Consider the following 17,473-nt stretch of genomic DNA (forward strand, 5'->3'; position numbering starts at 1 on the left):
CTGCGAATAATTCTAGTGAGTCTGGCGTTGCCCAAAAATGGCCGTGCCGACGCGCACGATGGTGGCCCCCTCGGCGATGGCAGCGTCCATGTCGGCCGACATGCCCATCGACAAGGTGTCGCAGGCGATGCCGTCCTCGATCAGCCGCGCCGCCAGTTCGCGCAGGCGCCGGAACGCGGCGCGCTGTTCTGCCTCCACTTCGGTCGGCGCCGGAATCGCCATCAGTCCGCGCAGGCACAGGCCGGGCATGGCGGCCACCGCGCGCGCCACCGGCAGCAATTCGTCGGGCGACAAGCCGCTCTTGCTGTCTTCGTCGCTGATATTGACTTGCAGGCAAATGTTCAGCGGCGGCAGTCCGGGCGGACGTTGTTCGGCCAGGCGGCGGGCGATCTTTTCGCGATCGACCGAATGCACCCAGTCGAAGTTTTCCGCAATCTGGCGCGTCTTGTTGCTCTGTATGGGTCCGATGAAATGCCAGGCGACCCGGACTTCGGGCGCCGCCAGCTTGAGCGCGGCGATCTTGTCGAGCGCTTCCTGGACGTAGTTTTCGCCAAAGGCGGTCTGCCCTGCGCGCACGGCTTCCAGTACGGACCCGGCATCAAAGAACTTCGACACCGCCAGCAGCAGGACGTCTTGCGGATTGCGGCCGGCGGCTTGCGCAGCGGCGGCAATGCGAGCGTTAACAACTTGCAACTGTTTTGCGATTGACGACATAATTCTTTGGTTCAGGGAGGGACAACGCTGTTTTTCAGTCAGAGATTATAAATGGACATTCCCGACCTGCTCGCCTTTTCCGTCAAGAACCGGGCTTCCGACCTGCATCTTTCCACCGGTTTGCCGCCCATGCTGCGCCTGCGCGGCGATATGCGGCGCGTCAACCTGCCGGTATTGCAGGCGCAAGATGTCAACGACATGCTCGACGCGATCATGGATCCTGCCCAGGCGGAGACGTATCGGCGCGATCTTGAATGCGACTTCGCGGTCGACATCGCCGGGTTGGCCCGCTTCCGCATCAATGCCTTCCACCAGTCGCGCGGCCCGGCGGCAGTCATCCGCACGATTCCCCATGCGGTAAAGAGTCTGGCTGAACTTGATGCGCCGCCGATACTGAGTGACCTGGCATTGCGCCGACAAGGCCTGGTCCTGGTCACCGGCCCCACCGGCTCGGGCAAGTCGACCACGCTGGCGGCCATGATCCGGCACATCAACGAACAGCGCCCGGCCCACATTCTGACCGTCGAAGATCCCATCGAATTCATCCACACACCGGACAAGAGCCTGATCAGCCAGCGCGCCGTCGGCGCCCATACCCACTCGTTCGCCAATGCATTGCGCTCGGCGCTGCGCGAGGACCCGGACGTCATCCTGATCGGCGAACTGCGCGACCTCGACACCATCCGCCTGGCGCTGACCGCAGCGGAAACCGGTCACCTGGTGCTGGCCACGCTGCATACGTCCTCCGCCGCCAAAAGCGTCGACCGCATCGTCGACGTGTTCCCCGGCGACGAGAAGGACATGGTGCGCAGCATGCTGTCGGAGTCGCTCAGCGCGGTGGTCTCGCAAATCCTGCTGAAGACCAAAGCCGGCGACGAGCGCATCGCCGCCCACGAAATCATGCTCGGCACGCCCGCCATCCGCAACCTGATCCGCGAAGGAAAAGTGGCGCAGATGGCTTCGATCATGCAGACCTCGGCCGGCGCCGGCATGCAGACACTGGACCATTGCCTGGGCGACTTGCTGCGCAGGGACCTGATCACGCCGGAGACTGCACGCGCGGCCTCCCGGACGCCCGGCCAGTTCGCCTGAAGCCGGTGCACGGGCCATGGGCTATCATGGACAGCATTCCCATTCACTTCGATGAGGCCCCCATGCCCAGCATCTACGACTTCCATCCCACCCTGCCCGATAACACACCGGCGGCGCTGGACCAACACCGCGGCAAAGTCGTCCTGATCGTCAACACCGCCAGCAAATGCGGCTTCACGCCGCAGTACCAGGGGCTGGAAAAGATTTATCGCGAGTTCAAGGACAAGGGCGTGGAAGTGCTCGGCTTCCCCTGCAACCAGTTCGGCGGCCAGGAGCCCGGCACGGCGGAAGAGATCGGCGCCTTCTGCGAAAAGAATTACGGCGTCAGCTTCCCGCTGTTCGCCAAGATCGACGTCAACGGCGACCAGGCCGATCCGCTGTTCACCTACATCAAGGCGGAAGCACCCGGCCTGCTCGGCAGCAAGGCGATCAAATGGAATTTCACCAAATTCCTGGTGCGCAAGAACGGCAGCGTGTTCAAGCGTTACGCACCGGCCACCAAGCCGGAAGACATGGTGGCCGACATCGAGAAATTGCTGGCGGAGTAAGCAGGTTTAGTGCGCTTGGCAAATGCCATCGCCATACGGTGCGGCGGCGAACTCCGGCAACTTCTCGGCTGCTGCCGACAAGGCCGCCAACGCCGGATAACGATCCGCCGGCACCACGTCGGCCACCAGTTGCCGGCTGAAGTACCAGGCCACGGCCGTAGTCAGCGTGGCCTGATCGATGGTTGCGCTGGTCACTGCGCGCGGCCGCTTCACGAACTCATCCTCCAAGGCCTTGTAAGCCTCCTCCAGCTGGCCTGTCACACGCACCAGCCACGGTTCATGCAGCTTTTCGGCAGGGCGCAGCTTGTGCTCGTAGACGATTTGCACACTCTTCTCACAGGCCGTCATCGCCAACCCGATGATGCGCAACATGCGCTGCAACTCGCCCAGGTCGGTCGGCAGCAGGCTGCGCTTCTTTTGCGGAAACGCCTCGGCGTATTGGGTAATCAGGATCGAATCCATCAACACCGTACCGTCATCGCAGATCAGTGACGGCGCCTTGACCAGCGGATTGATTTCGCGGAAACGATCGTAGGCGCTGAACACCGAAATCGATTGATGTTCAAACGGCAGGCCGAGCAATTGCAGGGAAATGGCGGCGCGGCGGACATAGGGCGAATCGAGCATGCCGATGAGTTGCACTTGGTTCTCCTTGATGGGCGAAATGGCGGGTGTGAAGTCTCGGGACGTAAACATACCGCGAAATAAAAAAGGACGCCGGAGCGTCCTTTTTCTCATCGACAAATAGTCGATTAGTTTTTGGTTTGATCAACCAGTTTGTTAGCCTTGATCCACGGCAGGCTGGACGGGGTTTCGCAAAGCAATGCTTTGCGCCGTCCTGCCCAGGGCACGCATGCTTGCGTGTCCTGAGATGATGCCCACGATCGCGGTCCGTGGTCGTATTAGTTCTTCGACTGGTCCACCAGTTTGTTGGCTTTAATCCAAGGCATCATCGCACGCAGCTTCTCGCCGACGATTTCGATCTGGTGTTCAGCGTTGATGCGACGACGCGACAGCAAGGTCGGTGCGCCGGCCTTGTTTTCCAGGATGAAGCTCTTGGCGTATTCGCCGGTCTGGATGTCGTTCAGCACTTGCTTCATGACCTTCTTGCTCTCTTCGTTGATGATGCGTGGGCCGGTGACGTATTCGCCGTATTCCGCATTGTTCGAGATCGAGTAGTTCATGTTGGCGATGCCGCCTTCGTAGATCAGGTCGACGATCAGTTTCAGTTCGTGCAGGCATTCGAAGTACGCCATTTCAGGCGCGTAGCCGGCTTCCACCAGCGTTTCGAAACCAGCCTTGATCAGTTCGACGGCGCCGCCGCACAGAACCGCTTGTTCGCCGAACAGGTCGGTTTCGGTTTCTTCGCGGAAGTTGGTTTCGATGATGCCGGCACGGCCGCCGCCGTTGGCGGTAGCGTACGACAGCGCGACGTCACGGGCAGTGCCGGACTTGTCTTGATAGACCGCGATCAGGTGGGGCACGCCGCCACCTTGGGTGTAGGTCGAACGCACGGTGTGGCCTGGCGCCTTCGGCGCGATCATGATGATGTCCAGATCGGCGCGCGGCACGACTTGACCGTAATGGATGTTGAAGCCGTGGGCGAAGGCGACTGTCGCCCCTTGCTTGGCGTGCGGTGCGACGTTTTCTGCATAGACCTGGCCGATGTTTTCATCCGGCAGCAGGATCATGATGACGTCGGCGCCCTTGACCGCTTCGTTGACTTCGGCAACGTTCAGGCCGGCATTCTTGGCCTTGTTCCACGAAGCGCCATCCTTGCGCAGTGCAACGGTGACCTTACAGCCGGAGTCATTCAGGTTTTGCGCGTGCGCGTGGCCTTGCGAACCGTAACCGATGATGGTCACGTTCTTGTTCTTGATCAGGGACAGGTCTGCGTCTTTGTCGTAAAAAACTTTCATGGTCTTCCTAAATTCCTCAAGGTGAGCGGAGCTCTTCTGTTTTGTCGTGTGGGCACCGCAGTGAAGCGGCGCGATGGTTTTCGATCAGGCCGCGTACGACGCGAAATGCGTCGGCATGGCCTGGTCGCGCACGTGCGGAATATCCAGCTGGCGCAATTTGCGATACAGCGAGGCGCGGCACATTCCCAGTTGCCGCGAAGCGGCTGAGATGTTCCAGCGACTGCCGACCAGCGCATCGATAACGCGCGTGCGCTCGTCCCCGAGCGGGCCGCCTGATGGGCGCGGGAGGATATCGGCAGCACCGGCTTGTGGCACGATGCTGCGGACGTTGGAGGCCGGAGAAATAGCCGGCCCCTCGTAGTGAATGGACAGGGGAGTTGATGGCGCGAACGTCTCCATCAGTTCTTCCGGCAGATCGCCGACCTCGATGCGGTCGCCGTTCATGACGGCACAGCAATAGCGGATCACGGCGTGCATCTGGCGCAGGTTACCGGGCCAGGCATAGGCCAGCATCTGTTGCAAGGCGGCCGGCGCGATGATGCCGTCGTCGACGCAGTTGCCACCATCTTGCCCCGGCATTTCGTCGGCGATCATTTGCATGATCAAAGCGCGGCGATCGGTGCGGCTGCGCAGCGACGGCAAACGCAGCACGCCGCCGGCGATGCGGTAATACAAATCTTCGCGGAAGCGCCCTTGCGCCACCAGCGTTTTCAGATCCTGGTGCGTGGCGCAGATCAGGTGCACGTCGACCGGCACCGGATGCGCCGCGCCCAGCGGAATCACTTCGCGTTCGGACAGCACGCGCAACAGGCGCGTCTGCAATGCGAACGGCATGTCGCCGATCTCGTCGAGGAACAGCGTGCCGCCGTCCGCCTGCTGCACCTTGCCCTTCATGCCGCCCGGCAGCGCGCCGGAAAACGCGCCCTTGCAATAGCCGAACAGTTCGCTCTCGGCCAGGCTCTCGGGAATCGACGCGCAGTTGACCGCCACCCAGTTGGCGGCGCGGCGTTCGCTGTAGGCGTGCAGCGCGCGCGACAGGTATTCCTTGCCGGTGCCGGTTTCGCCGAGGATCAGAATCGGGATGTTGCGGTCGATCAGGCGCTTGCCGCGCGCGATCAGGTCTTGCATCTGCGGATCGCCGCCACAGAGTTCATCGAGTGAGCGATAGCGTGCGCTGCTGACATATCTGCGCGCCGTAGCGAGGTCTACCGTGGATGTCGGCATGATTTGTCTCCTGTCTATGAACTGCTTTTTTTTATGTGGCGGCGGTTCCGGCTCGTCGTCGGCTCGTGGCCGGTTTTGCCTGGTCCTGCCTGGGAGTCAGTCGCAAGTAAGCTGACTCTGCGGCAAAGAATAGCCAGCTTGTTTGATAACTTCCAATACAATATAGGCACACAATTAATACCTTAAAGGTATCAAATGATTGAACTGCGCCACCTGACTTATTTCCGCACCGTAGCAGAAACCCTCCATTTCGGCCGCGCGGCCGAGCTGTTGCATATCTCGCAACCGCCGCTCACGCGCCAGATTGCGGCGCTGGAGAAGGAACTGGGCGTGCAGTTGTTCGACCGCAGCAAACGCAACGTGCAGCTGACCGAAGCGGGCAAACATTTCTACCGGGACACTGCTGAAATTTTTCATGCACTGGAGCGTGCCCGCCGCAATGCCGTCAGCACCGGGGCCGGCAACAGCGGCGCGCTGCTGGTGGGCTTCATGATGTCGACCGCCTATAACATCCTGCCGTCGGTGACGCGCCACTATTCGGCCGCTTATCCCGAGGTCGACATGCGGCTGACCGAGCACGTGCCGAACCTGCTGGCGGTCGATATCAGGGAGGGTAAACGCGACGTGGGCATGATGTATCGCCCCGAGGATTGCAGCGGGCTGGACAGCCGCACGATCTTTTCCGAACCGCTGGTGGCGGTGCTGCCGAAAAACCACCGCCTGGCGACACGTGAAAAAATTTCAGCCAAGGATCTGGCCGACGATCCCTTCGTCAGCATCCCGCGCGCGATTGCGCCGGTGGTCTACGACCTGATCGTCAATTGCTGCCTGGCGGCGGGTTTCCGTCCGCGCATCAAGCTGGAAGCCAACCTGCAGCAGACCATCGTCAACCTGGTCGGTGAAGGCCTGGGCGTGGCGATGGTGCCGAACTCGATGCAGGCCATGCATCTGGAAACCACTGTCTTCAAACCGCTGGTCGATGCGCCTGTGGTGGAAGTCGCGGTGATCTGGAACAAGGACAACCGCAATCCCTGCATCCAGACCTTTGTGCAGACGGCGGAAGAAGTCTGGAGCGGCCTCAAGAATACCCAGCCAGTGTCGCTACCTTCGCTACCTTCACCGCCGGCATCGGGCCGGACCCGGCGACCCGCGCTCAGCCGTTTTTCAAAGAACTGAGCGCCAGCCGCAGGCGCGCGTTGTTGCCGCTGCCGAGACTGCGCGCCAACTCTGCGCAAGCTGGGTCGTACGCTGCAGCCAGGTCCATCAGCGGCTGGGCGTTTTTGGGATCGTAGGGCGTGCCGATTTCATGGCCCTTTTCATGATTGTCCGAACGCGCCTTGTCGAACGGCACCTGGCTGCCGGCGAACTCGGCGTGGGTCTTTTCTCCGCGCACATACGGCAACAGCCATGTCACGCTGCGCGCTACCGAAGCGCCATTTGGCGCCTGCCAGTGATACAGGTCCTCGCCATCTTCGGCAAACGCCAGCGCCAGCGTGACCAGCGGCCGCAAATCGTAGACGTGATACGACAAGGCATCGCGCTCGATGAAATCGATGCTCTCGCCGCCGGGGCGCAGGTTGTCATTGATCTGGGCGCGGAAGCCATTCTTCGCATAGATAATCAGTTTGGCGTCACCGATCGCATAGCCGATCAGGCCCACAATTTTCAGGCGATGGCTGTGCCAGTTATTGGTCGCGGTCGGTCGTTTCAGAACACGCGAATCGATCTCGGCCTGCGCGATATTGCGCATCCATGTGTCGATGCGTTCACGCGCGGCGACCGGCAGATCGGTGCGCACGATGCGATAGCCGAAGATGCCCGGCTCCAGTCCGGTTTCGTCGATGGGCTGACCGGTGGGCTGATTGCGTGCGGCCCAGGCGTCGAGGAATGCGCCGGCGCGCGCTGCGTAGCGAGCATCTCCCGTCATTTTGTAGGTCACGGCGAGCGCCTGGATCTTGTCCATGTCCTTGATGCTGGCGGCGGTCTTTCCCTTGACCGCATCTCCCTGCAGGCGACCGCCGCTGGACAGCGTGGCAATCGGTTGCGGCTCGGCCGCAAGCGCCTCGTCGGCGATGCGATGCTGGGCGGTCATTGCCTGTTTGAACTTGGGATCACGACGTAGCTGCTCCCACTGTTGCGACGACGGCCATAAGGATTGCGAGGAGGCGAACGGCGCTGCAATGAGCAGGCACAGCAGCGCGAGAAGATGGACAAAAGGACGACGAAAAACGTGCTGATCTGGCATGCAGTCACCGGGAAGGAAAAGGGATGAAAAACATTACACCCCATTCTCCCTGCCGATGCCCTGCAATTTACCTTTCGTCACACCTATGCCGATGATATCGGCGTGACAAAATTTTCACACACACTTCAGGCTAAGGCCGCCGTCCACGATGAGATCCACGCCGGTGACATAGCGCGCGGCATCCGACGCCAGAAACAAGGCCGCATGCGCCACATCCCAGGCGTCGCCCATGTGCCCCATCGGACATTGTTCGTGACGTTTGCGGCGCATCTCTTCGATGTCGCCGCCATAGGATGCCTTGAGCGGCTCGCGGATCATCGGCGTGTCCATCAGTCCCGGCAGCACGCAGTTGGCGCGGATGCCCAGCGGTGCGTATTGCATGGCGATGTTCTTGGTCAGCGCCAGCATCGCCGCCTTGGACGCAGAATAGGCGACATACGGAAAGCCCACCCAGCGGATCGCCGCCAGCGACGAGATGTTCACGATGGCGCCCTTCTTCTGCTTTTCCATCACCGGCAGCACATGCTTGCAGGTCATGAAGACGCTGGTCTGGTTGATCGCGATGACGCGGTTCCAGCTCTCTTCGCTGGCCTCGACCGGGCCGCCGGTTTCGGCGATGCCGACATTGTTGTGCAGGACGTCGATGCGGCCGAAATGATCGAGCGCGGCCTGCACCATGGATTCGATGTCCGGCGTTTTCGACACATCGGCGGCAACCACCTCACAGGTCCCGCCTTCGCTGCGGATCAGGTCGCAGGTTTCCTGCGCAGCCTGCAGGTTGCGGTCGACCGCCAGCACGCGCGCACCTTCGCGCGCATACAGCACCGCCGCCGCCTTGCCGTTGCCCCAGCCCTCGCCGACCGAACCTGCGCCGCTGACGATGACGACCTTGTCTTCCATTGCGCGTGCCATGAATGCCTCCGATCAGATGTCGAGGATGCCGGCAGCAACAAAGCCGCCATCCACCGGCACCACGTGACCGGTGATGTAGGACGAATCGTCAGCCGCCAGGAAGGATACTGCCGCGGCGATTTCATCAGTGCTGCCGTAGCGGTGCATGGGCACGCCGGCGGTGAAGCTCTTGCGGGTCTCCGGCGAATGCACGGCTTGCGTCAGCGGCGTATCGACCGGACCGGGCGCGACGCTGTTGACGGTGACGCCGTGTTCGGCCAGCTCGATCGCCATCTGGCGCGTCAGGCCGATCACTGCCGCCTTGGACGTGCCGTAGGCGGTGCGGCCGGAGCCGGCGCGGATGCCCGAGATGGACGAAATATTGACGATGCGGCCCCACTTGCGACGCACCATCATGCGCGCGGCATGCTGGCCGCACAGCATCACGCCGGTGACGTTGATGTTCATCGTCAGCAGCCAGTTGTCGAGCGGGTAATCGAGGAAGGGGAAGGTCTTGGCGACGCCGGCGTTGTTGACCAGCACGTCGCAGCGGCCGTAGTCCTTTTCGACGTCGGCAAAGGCCTTTTCGATGGACTCGGGCTTGCTGACATCCATCGCCAGCGGCGCAGCTTTACCGCCGTCGGCGTTGATCTTGTCGGCGGTGGCCTTGGCCGCTTCCAGATTGATGTCCGAGACCAGTACGGTGTAGCCGTCGCGCGCCAGACGCTGGGAGATTGCGGCGCCGATACCCATGGCTCCGCCCGTCACGAGCGCCACGCGGGCGCCGCTGTCATTTTGGTTCATGTTGTCTCCGTGAGGATGGCGGCTTGCGAGGGAAAGATGCAAGCCGCCGTTTTCAGATATTGTTTTTGTTAATTTTGTTGATCAGTGTTCCAGGAAGCCGATCGAAATCCACGGCACCGCAGCCACCACCAGCAAGGCCACCACCAGCGCAGCCAGATAGCCCCACACGCGATTGAAGACCTTGTCCGGCGACACCTTGCCGATCGCGCAGGCGGCATAGAAGCCGACGCCGAACGGTGGTGCGAAGAGACCAATGCCCATCGCCAGGATCACCACCATGGCGTAGTGCACGTCATGGATGCCCAGCGAACGCGCCACCGGGAACAGCAGCGGTCCGAACAGCACGATCGCCGGGATGCCTTCCAGGATGCTGCCCAGCACGATGAAGATCACGATCGTGATCAGCAGGAAACCGAAGCCACCGCCCGGCACGCCCTGCATCAGCGACACCAGCTTGGCCGAGAAGCCCGACTGCGTCAGCGCCCAGGCCATCGAGGTGGCCATGCCGATGATCAGCAGGATCGCGCCCGACAAGGTCGCCGCTTCCACCAGCATCGGATAGATGCGCTTGAAGTCGATATGCTTCATGAAGGCATGCATGACCAGGCCGACCACGATGGTGTAGGCGACACCGATGGTGGCGACTTCAGTTGCGGTGGCGACGCCTTCGATCACGGCCACGCGAATCAGCATCGGCAAGGCCAGCGCAGGAATCGCCGCAATCAGGGTCTTGCCGATCACGCCGATGGTGGCGCGCTTCACATCCGGCATCGGTTCGCGGCGAGCGCGGAACCAGCAGACGATGCCGATCGCAATTGTTGCGATCACGGCCGGCATCAGGCCACCGATGAACAAGGCCGTAATCGACACGCTGCAGACTGCACCGATGGTGATCAGCACCAGGCTAGGCGGAATCGTCTCGGTCATGGCGCCGGAGGACGACAGCAAGGCCACCAGTTCTTCCGGCTTGGAACCGCGCTTCTTCATTTCCGGGAACAGCGCCGGCGCAATCGCGGCCATGTCGGCTGCTTTGGAACCGGAGATACCGGACACCAGGAACATCGCGCCCAGCAGCACGTATTGCAGGCCACCGCGTACGTGACCCAGCAAGGCCGCCATGAAATCGATGAGCGTTCTGGCAAGGCCACTGATTTCCAGCAGCGAACCGAGCAACACGAACAATGGCACCGACAACAGGATCAGGCTGGACATGCCCTCATCCATGCGGCTGACCACGATCATCATCGGCGCGCCGGTGGCGATCGTCAGGTAGGCCATGGTCGCCGTACCGAAGGCGAACGCAATCGGAATGCCACCAGCCACGCAAGCGCCGATCAGCACCACGAAGAACACGATCAGGTTGTAGTTGCCCATCGCCAGCAAGGCCGGCTTGCTGATCCACAGCACGGCGCCGATTACTGCCACGACAGCAACAGCGGACAGCACCTGCTTGATGCTGGAGCGGCTCGCCATGCGGGCAATCGCCGCCAGGAACATCAGGATCGCGCCGACCGGCAAAGCAGCTGCGCGCAGGCCATCGGGGATTTCCAATGCAGGCGTAGTGATCGCCATCTGCTCCGACGCATGGTCGACCGCGGGATGGATGATCATCAACACGAAGATGCAGACGATCAGCGCGGCCACCGTTTCCAGCCAGACGCGCCATTTGTCGGAGAGCTTGTTGACGATGGCGGTCAGGCGCATGTGCTCGCCCCGGTCCAGCGCCAGCACTGCACCCAGCATCGACAGCCAGATGAACAGCGTCGAAGCCAGTTCATCGGACCAGATCAGCGGATCGTGCAGCGCATAGCGGTAGATCACGCCGGCCAGCAGCACGCCGGTTTCCACCACCACCAGCGCCGCAGCAACCGCGGCGACAACGTGCATGACGCCGCGATTGACGCCCGCCAGCAAACGCGCCAGCGGGTTGGTCGGCGCCGATGCAGAAGGCAGTCTCACTTCGGTCATCGCCGCTTCCATTTACGCCAACTTCCCGGTGTATTTCTCCAACAGCGCCCAAGGTTCGTCACCGAACTTCTTGTGCCACTCGGCGTAGAAACCTGCGCTGCGCAGCTTGGCGCGGAAGGCTTCGTTGTCGGTGTCGTTGAAGGCCAGGCCCTTGCCCTTCATTTCGGTCGCCAGGGAATCGTTCAACGCCTTGACGTCGGCGCGTTGCTTGATGCCGGCTTCATTGACGTTGCGTGTGACGATTTCCTGCAGGTCCTTCGGCAGACGCTCGAACGACTTCTTGTTGGCGAGGAACCAGAAACCATCCCACATGTGGTTGGTCATCGAGCAGTACTTTTGCACTTCGTACAGCTTGGCTGTCGAAATGATCGCCATCGGGTTTTCCTGGCCTTCGACGATCTTGGTCTGCAACGCGGAATACACTTCGGCGAAGTTGATGCTGGCCGGCGCCGCATCGAAGGCGCGGAACATCGATGTCCACAACGGGCTCGGCGGCACGCGCAGCTTCATGCCCTTGAGGTCTTCCGGCTTGTTGATCGCGCGGGTGCTGTTGGTGATCTGGCGGTAGCCGTTGTCCCAGATCTTTTCAAATGCAAAGACGGACGACTTGGCCTCGATCTGCTTGCGCACGTGTGCGCCCAGTTCGCCGTCCAGCGCTGCCCACACCTGGTTGTAATCCTTGAACGCGAAACCGACGCCGCTGATCTGCGCAGCCGGCACCAGCGTGCCGAGGATCAACGGCGACAATGTAAAGAAGTCGACCGCGCCCGCGCGCACCTGGCCCAGCGTGTCGGTGTCATTGCCGAGCTGGTTGTTCGGATAAACCTGGAAGTCGATACGGCCCTTGGATTCGGTCGCGATCTTGGCGGCCATTTCCTTGGCGCGCACATTCATCGGATGCGTAGCCGGCAGGTTGTTGGCGTACTTCAGCGTGAATTCAGCGGCGGCAAATGCCTGGGTCGACATCATGCCGGTGGCGGCAGCGGCCGAAGCGACGGAAACAGTCTTCAAAAAACGACGGCGAGTGATGCTGGCAGTTGGGTTACCCATCTGTTTGTCTCCTGATTTTAGTTTTGGTTAATTTATGTTGCCGATACTAGTAACGACTAATTCAGCACTGCTTATGCGTTCTAGAGCAATTTGGATGCCAAGTCGCGAAAGTGTTTCCACGGACCTGGGCTTCCCTCCCTGAAGTCGGCATTGCAAGCACATTCTCTTCGATAAACGCCTGCTTCGACAAGCGATGTGAGGGCCAATCAGGTGTTTATTTTGATGCGACACCTGTCGCATTGCCTGAACACTTGATTGACACCTGTATGCGGTTTTCATCCCAGTTTTATCCTGCAGTGCAGCAAATTCGTGGTCGCGCGCAACGTGCTATGTTTACCGCCATCACGGCCCGCCGACGCAGCCCTAGGGGCGCTGCCGCCATAACAACAAGCACTGCGGCAATGCTGCGCCGGCCTGAAAAATTCGTGGCATCGTTTTTGCATATTGCTGTCCCAACATACTCTTTTCAGGAACACACATGACTGCGCACATGACTGCATCCTCCCCCTGCATCACCGGCTGGAATCACTCCCAATTCGGCAAGCTCGACGGCATCGATCCGGAAGCGCTGATCGGCCAGGTCGCCAAAGCCGCCATCGAACACGCCGGCCTGACGCCGGAAGACATCGGCTCGATCCACATCGGCACCTTCAACGGCGGCTTCCTGTATCAGGACTTCCCGTCGTCGCTGGTGTTCAATACCTTGCCGGAGCTGCGCTTCACACCGGCCGTACGCGTCGAAAACGCCTGCGCCACCGGCTCTGCCGCGATCCACTCGGGCATGCAATCGATCCTGTCCGGCCAGGCCAAGCATGCACTGGTGATCGGCTTTGAAAAAATGACCGAGCTGGCCACGCCGCAAGTCGGCGAAGTGCTGCTCAAGTGCTGCTATGCCAAGGAAGAAGCCGGTATCCCCGGCGGCTTCGCCGGCGTGTTCGGCAAGATCGCGCAAGCCTACTTCGACCGCTACGGCGACCAGTCGGATGCGCTGGCCGCCATTGCTGCCAAGAATCACAAGAACGGCATGAGCAATCCCTACGCCCATATGCGCAAGGATTTCGGTTTTGACTTCTGCCGCAACGTGTCGGAAAAGAATCCCTTCGTCGCCGGTCCTTTGAAACGCACCGACTGCTCGCTGATCTCCGACGGCGCCGCCGCGCTGATCCTGAGCGCCGCCGACGTCGCCAAGACCATGCAACGCGCCGTGACCTTCCGCGCCGCCGTGCACGTCAATGATTTCCTGCCGCTGTCGCGCCGCGACCCGACCCGCTTCGAAGCCGGCACGCTGGCATGGCAACAGGCATTGAAACAGGCCGACCTGAAATTGCTCGACCTGTCGCTGGTGGAAACCCACGACTGCTTCACCATCGCCGAGTTGCTGGAATATGAAGCGATGGGCCTGGCCGAGCCGGGCCAGGGCGCGCGCGCCATCCTCGACGGCGTTACCGCCAAGAACGGCCGCCTGCCGATCAATCCATCCGGCGGCCTGAAGTCCAAGGGCCATCCGGTCGGCGCCACCGGCGTGTCGATGCACGTGATGGCGGCGATGCAAGCCAGCCATGATGCCGGCGACATGCAGATCCCGAACGCGCGCTATGCCGGCGTGTTCAACATGGGTGGCGCTGCGGTGGCGAACTACGTGAGTATTCTGGAACGCGTGCATTGAGTTTTTTCCGTGGTCCCGGCCTTGCCCGGGACCACGGCAGCAGCAACTGAAGTAAAGACCCACACAAAAATACACACGAGCGAGACGATGTTAACCAAAGTAATGAACCTGGGGCGCCTGCTGTCCGATGTCGCCCGCCGCTTCCCCGACGAGCCCGGCCTGATTTTCGGCGACGGCACCGCGGACGGCAAAGGCGACAAGATCGCCACCTGGAAACAGATCAACGACCGCGTCGACACCCTCGCCCACTCTCTGCAAAAGCTGGGCGTGAGCAAGGGCGACAAGATGCTGGTCCACTCCCGCAACAACCTGCAGATTTTTGAAAGCGCCTGGGCGGCATTCAAGCTTGGCATGGTCTGGGTGCCGACCAACGTGCGCATCACGCCACCGGAAGCTGCCTATCTCGGCCAGTCCAGCGGCGCCAGCGTCATGCTGTACGACCGCGGCTTCGCCAACTACGTCGACGCCGTCAAGGAAATCTCCCCCGCACTGAAACACGTCATCGCGCTGCAAGACCCGCGCGCCGGCGAACTCGATTTCGAAACGCTGGCCACCGCGACGGGTCCGCACCAGTCCTTCGATGAAGTGGAAGTCGACTACGAAGATCCGCTGTGGTTCTTCTACACTTCCGGCACCACCGGCCATCCCAAGGCAGGCATGCTGTCGCACGGTCAGATGGCTTTCGTCGTCACCAATCACCTTGCCGACCTGTTGCCGGGCCTGACGCATCAGTCGCGCTCGCTGGTGGTGGCGCCGCTGTCGCACGGCGCCGGCATCCACGCGGTCGTCAATACGGCGCGCGGCGCCGCCAGCATCCTGTTGTCAACCGAACGCCTGGTGCCGGAAGAAGCCTGGCAACTGGTGCAGCGCCACCGCGTCGACAACATGTTCACCGTGCCGACCATCGTCAAGATCCTGACCGAAGACGAATCGGTCGATCGCTACGACCACAGCTCACTCAAGCATGTCATCTATGCCGGTGCGCCGATGTACCGCGCCGACCAGGTGTACGCATTGAAGAAGCTCGGCAAGGTGCTGGTGCAGTACTACGGCCTCGGCGAAGTGACGGGCAACATCACCTTCCTGCCGCCGTACATGCACGAAGCGGACGACGCCCACCCGAAAGCGCGCGTCGGCTCCTGCGGCATGCCGCGCACCGGCATGGAAATCGCCATCCTCGATGACAGCTGCAAAAAACTGAAGTCATTTGAAACCGGCGAAATCTGCGTGCGCGGCCCCGCCGTGTTCATGGGCTATCACAACAATCCGGACGCCAACGCCAAGGCCTTCAAGGGCGACTGGTTCCACACCGGCGACCTCGGCCACGTGGACGAAGACGGCTTCCTCTACATCACCGGCCGCTCGTCCGACATGTACATCTCGGGCGGCTCCAACGTCTATCCGCGCGAAATCGAAGAAGCGCTGCTGACGCATCCGTCGGTGTCCGAAGTCGCCGTGCTCGGCGTGCCGGATCCGAAATGGGGCGAAAGCGGCATCGCCGTCATCGTCGCCAAGTCAGGCCAGCAAGCCGACGGCGACGCGCTGTTGTCGCATCTGGAGAGTCGCATCGCCAAATACAAATGGCCGCGCCGCTTCGTGTTCTGGGAGACCATGCCGAAATCCGGTTATGGAAAGATCGTCAAGAAGCAGATCAAAAGTCTGCTCGAGGAGAAAGGTGACTATCGCTTATGAAAATTTCCAACAAATCCGCCGAAGGCCATCCGGGATTTGTCGAGGTACGCAAGTTTCTTCACGCCGGCCAGCAGAGCTACCCGCGCACGCTGGACCTGGAAGCCAATCCGGCGGAAGAACTGCGCATCACGCTGCAACCCGGCACCAAAGTCGGCGCCGCCTTGCGTGAGGTGTTGCTACGCTACGGCCAGCGCGGCGGCGTCGGCCGCATGTGCGGCGGCACCGCGCGCAAGCTGCACTACCACCGCATAGAGAACACGCGCGACGCCAACCGTCCGTATGACTACGGCCCGCCGCATGTGCTGGAAGGCGTGATCACCTTCGTCACCGGCGCAATCACGGTTGGCCAGAACCAGGAAGGAAAAGTATTATTGCATTGCCACGCCGGTTTCCTTGACGGCGATGGTTCGATACACGGCGGGCATTTATTGCTCGACACGGTGGAAGTGGGCGACGATCCGCTCATCATCCGCCTGTGCTTGTTTTCCCAGGGCGCTTTCGTCGTCAACAGCGATGAAGAGACGCTATTCAGTCTATTGCATCCGACACCCATGGAATCATGATGACGACATCAACACTTATAAAAAACACAGAGACACACACCAACGACAACGACATTCAGGTAGAGGAAGGCACACTGGGAAAACTGGTGATGGCGCGCCTCAAACCCAACCAGGACCTTACCGAAAGCGTGGAAGCGCTGTGTCGCCAATACGGCATGCAGACCGCCATCGTGCGCGGCGCGATCGGCAGCCTGATCGATGCGCATCTGGAGTACGCGACACCTACCGGGTCGCGCGAAATGGAGATCAATGGACCTGGGGTTGAGATTCTCAACGTCTTCGGCGAGATCGGTTTTGGTGGCGGCAAGCCGCATGCCCATCCTTTGCAGGGGGTGGTGGCGGATGTGGAGGGGAAGATTTTTGCGGGGCGCTTTGTGCGAGGGGCGAATCTGTCGTTCATCACGATTGAGATTACCTTGCAGGAATGGATTCCGAAGCAGGCGCAGCAGGTTTTGCACGCTTGATTTTTGGTTGCCGGCTTACGTTGGCATGATTGATGAAGGCGGCTCTCTTTTTGAGGCCGCTTTTTTGTTTTGTGCGTGGGATCTTCGAGCAGCCTATTCAGGTTGTTTATTCTTTTCCTTCTTTGGACGACCAAGCCGGGGGTAGCCCGGCAGCTACTCACTTTTCTTGTCTCGCCAAGAAAAGTAAGCAAAAGAAGCGACCGCTGGTTCGTAGCCCCTTCGGGGTCCCCGGCGTCGGCAGGCACAAATCGGGAGGGGAAACAAACTCGCTGCGCTCAGACAAGTTTCCCCTCTTTATCCGATTTGCACCTGCCGCCACCGGCTACTCGCAAGCGGACTTCCAGACTGGCTCGCTTCGCATCGCCAGGGGACAGAGGTGAAGCGACGGTCCTCGTTCTCCGCTATCGCTAAAAAGCGATGAGAGAAGGCAATCACGATGCCGAAGGCGAGCCCCCCAAGGCAATGCGAAGCGAGCCGGAAAAAGAATTCCGCTTATGAGTCGCCGTTGGTGACGTGCTCAAATCGGATAAAGAAGGGAAACTTGTCTGAGCGCAGCGAGTTTGTTTCCCTTCCCGATTTGAGTGCGGCGCCAACGGGAACCCCGAAGGGGCGGCGAATCGTTGCGTTGGAGCA

Annotated in this window: 16 protein-coding genes; 7 read left to right on the forward strand and 9 right to left on the reverse strand. The window is 61.0% G+C overall.

Annotated elements, in window-relative coordinates; genetic code table 11:
* Positions 1–12: 12 nt before the first annotated feature.
* The gene (locus E4P32_RS16510) at positions 13–714 is read right to left on the reverse strand and encodes a YggS family pyridoxal phosphate-dependent enzyme (protein ID WP_116434767.1); all 702 of its coding nucleotides are present in this window, start codon (positions 712–714) and stop codon (positions 13–15) included.
* A gap of 51 nt (positions 715–765) precedes the next feature.
* Here E4P32_RS16510 and E4P32_RS16515 point away from each other — a divergent pair, with 51 nt between their 5' ends.
* On the forward strand, positions 766–1,806 hold the full coding sequence (locus E4P32_RS16515; protein ID WP_116434766.1) for a type IV pilus twitching motility protein PilT: 1,041 nt from the start codon (positions 766–768) through the stop codon (positions 1,804–1,806).
* Between the two features lie 62 nt (positions 1,807–1,868).
* Positions 1,869–2,354, forward strand: coding sequence for a glutathione peroxidase (locus tag E4P32_RS16520; RefSeq protein WP_116434765.1), 486 nt, complete (start codon positions 1,869–1,871; stop codon positions 2,352–2,354).
* Between the two features lie 6 nt (positions 2,355–2,360).
* Here the strand turns inward: E4P32_RS16520 and E4P32_RS16525 are convergent, their stop codons facing one another.
* From E4P32_RS16525 to E4P32_RS16535, 3 genes are all read right to left on the reverse strand, one after another.
* Complete coding sequence (locus tag E4P32_RS16525) at positions 2,361–2,996, reverse strand: glutathione S-transferase (protein WP_116434764.1); 636 nt, start codon at positions 2,994–2,996, stop codon at positions 2,361–2,363.
* A gap of 260 nt (positions 2,997–3,256) precedes the next feature.
* Positions 3,257–4,273: a ketol-acid reductoisomerase gene (gene ilvC / locus E4P32_RS16530; protein ID WP_016832337.1), complete on the reverse strand. Its 1,017-nt coding sequence runs from the start codon at positions 4,271–4,273 to the stop codon at positions 3,257–3,259.
* A gap of 84 nt (positions 4,274–4,357) precedes the next feature.
* The gene (locus E4P32_RS16535; RefSeq protein WP_116434763.1) at positions 4,358–5,497 is read right to left on the reverse strand and encodes a sigma 54-interacting transcriptional regulator; all 1,140 of its coding nucleotides are present in this window, start codon (positions 5,495–5,497) and stop codon (positions 4,358–4,360) included.
* A 195-nt stretch (positions 5,498–5,692) separates the two neighbouring features.
* On the opposite strand from E4P32_RS16535, the gene E4P32_RS16540 reads away from it, so the two are divergent.
* The gene (locus tag E4P32_RS16540; protein ID WP_233526664.1) at positions 5,693–6,673 is read left to right on the forward strand and encodes a LysR family transcriptional regulator; all 981 of its coding nucleotides are present in this window, start codon (positions 5,693–5,695) and stop codon (positions 6,671–6,673) included.
* On the opposite strand, the gene E4P32_RS16545 is transcribed toward E4P32_RS16540, so the two are convergent.
* The 5 genes from E4P32_RS16545 to E4P32_RS16565 form a co-directional block, all read right to left on the reverse strand.
* Positions 6,651–7,742 carry an alginate lyase family protein gene (locus E4P32_RS16545; protein WP_116434762.1) on the reverse strand — a complete coding sequence of 364 codons (1,092 nt, stop codon included), beginning with the start codon at positions 7,740–7,742 and terminating at the stop codon, positions 6,651–6,653. The genes E4P32_RS16540 and E4P32_RS16545 overlap by 23 nt on opposite strands.
* A gap of 114 nt (positions 7,743–7,856) precedes the next feature.
* Complete coding sequence (locus E4P32_RS16550; RefSeq protein WP_116434760.1) at positions 7,857–8,654, reverse strand: glucose 1-dehydrogenase; 798 nt, start codon at positions 8,652–8,654, stop codon at positions 7,857–7,859.
* A 12-nt stretch (positions 8,655–8,666) separates the two neighbouring features.
* Positions 8,667–9,437, reverse strand: coding sequence for an SDR family NAD(P)-dependent oxidoreductase (locus E4P32_RS16555; protein WP_116434758.1), 771 nt, complete (start codon positions 9,435–9,437; stop codon positions 8,667–8,669).
* 81 nt (positions 9,438–9,518) lie between these two features.
* The gene (locus E4P32_RS16560) at positions 9,519–11,405 is read right to left on the reverse strand and encodes a TRAP transporter large permease subunit (protein ID WP_116435298.1); all 1,887 of its coding nucleotides are present in this window, start codon (positions 11,403–11,405) and stop codon (positions 9,519–9,521) included.
* A 12-nt stretch (positions 11,406–11,417) separates the two neighbouring features.
* Positions 11,418–12,455 carry a TRAP transporter substrate-binding protein gene (locus E4P32_RS16565; RefSeq protein ID WP_116434757.1) on the reverse strand — a complete coding sequence of 346 codons (1,038 nt, stop codon included), beginning with the start codon at positions 12,453–12,455 and terminating at the stop codon, positions 11,418–11,420.
* A 478-nt stretch (positions 12,456–12,933) separates the two neighbouring features.
* Here E4P32_RS16565 and E4P32_RS16570 point away from each other — a divergent pair, with 478 nt between their 5' ends.
* The 4 genes from E4P32_RS16570 to E4P32_RS16585 all read left to right on the forward strand — a co-directional run bounded on the left by E4P32_RS16570 (position 12,934) and on the right by E4P32_RS16585 (position 16,840).
* Complete coding sequence (locus E4P32_RS16570; protein WP_199525643.1) at positions 12,934–14,121, forward strand: acetyl-CoA acetyltransferase; 1,188 nt, start codon at positions 12,934–12,936, stop codon at positions 14,119–14,121.
* A 69-nt stretch (positions 14,122–14,190) separates the two neighbouring features.
* On the forward strand, positions 14,191–15,813 hold the full coding sequence (locus E4P32_RS16575; protein ID WP_255419429.1) for an acyl-CoA synthetase: 1,623 nt from the start codon (positions 14,191–14,193) through the stop codon (positions 15,811–15,813).
* The gene (locus E4P32_RS16580) at positions 15,810–16,376 is read left to right on the forward strand and encodes a DUF296 domain-containing protein (protein ID WP_116434755.1); all 567 of its coding nucleotides are present in this window, start codon (positions 15,810–15,812) and stop codon (positions 16,374–16,376) included. The genes E4P32_RS16575 and E4P32_RS16580 overlap by 4 nt, the downstream gene beginning before the upstream one ends.
* The gene (locus E4P32_RS16585) at positions 16,376–16,840 is read left to right on the forward strand and encodes a PPC domain-containing DNA-binding protein (protein WP_116434754.1); all 465 of its coding nucleotides are present in this window, start codon (positions 16,376–16,378) and stop codon (positions 16,838–16,840) included. Before E4P32_RS16580 ends, E4P32_RS16585 begins: the two co-directional genes overlap by 1 nt.
* Positions 16,841–17,473 lie beyond the last annotated feature (633 nt).

The organism is Herbaspirillum sp. 3R11 (genome assembly GCF_004563925.1).
GTDB lineage: Bacteria > Pseudomonadota > Gammaproteobacteria > Burkholderiales > Burkholderiaceae_D > Herbaspirillum.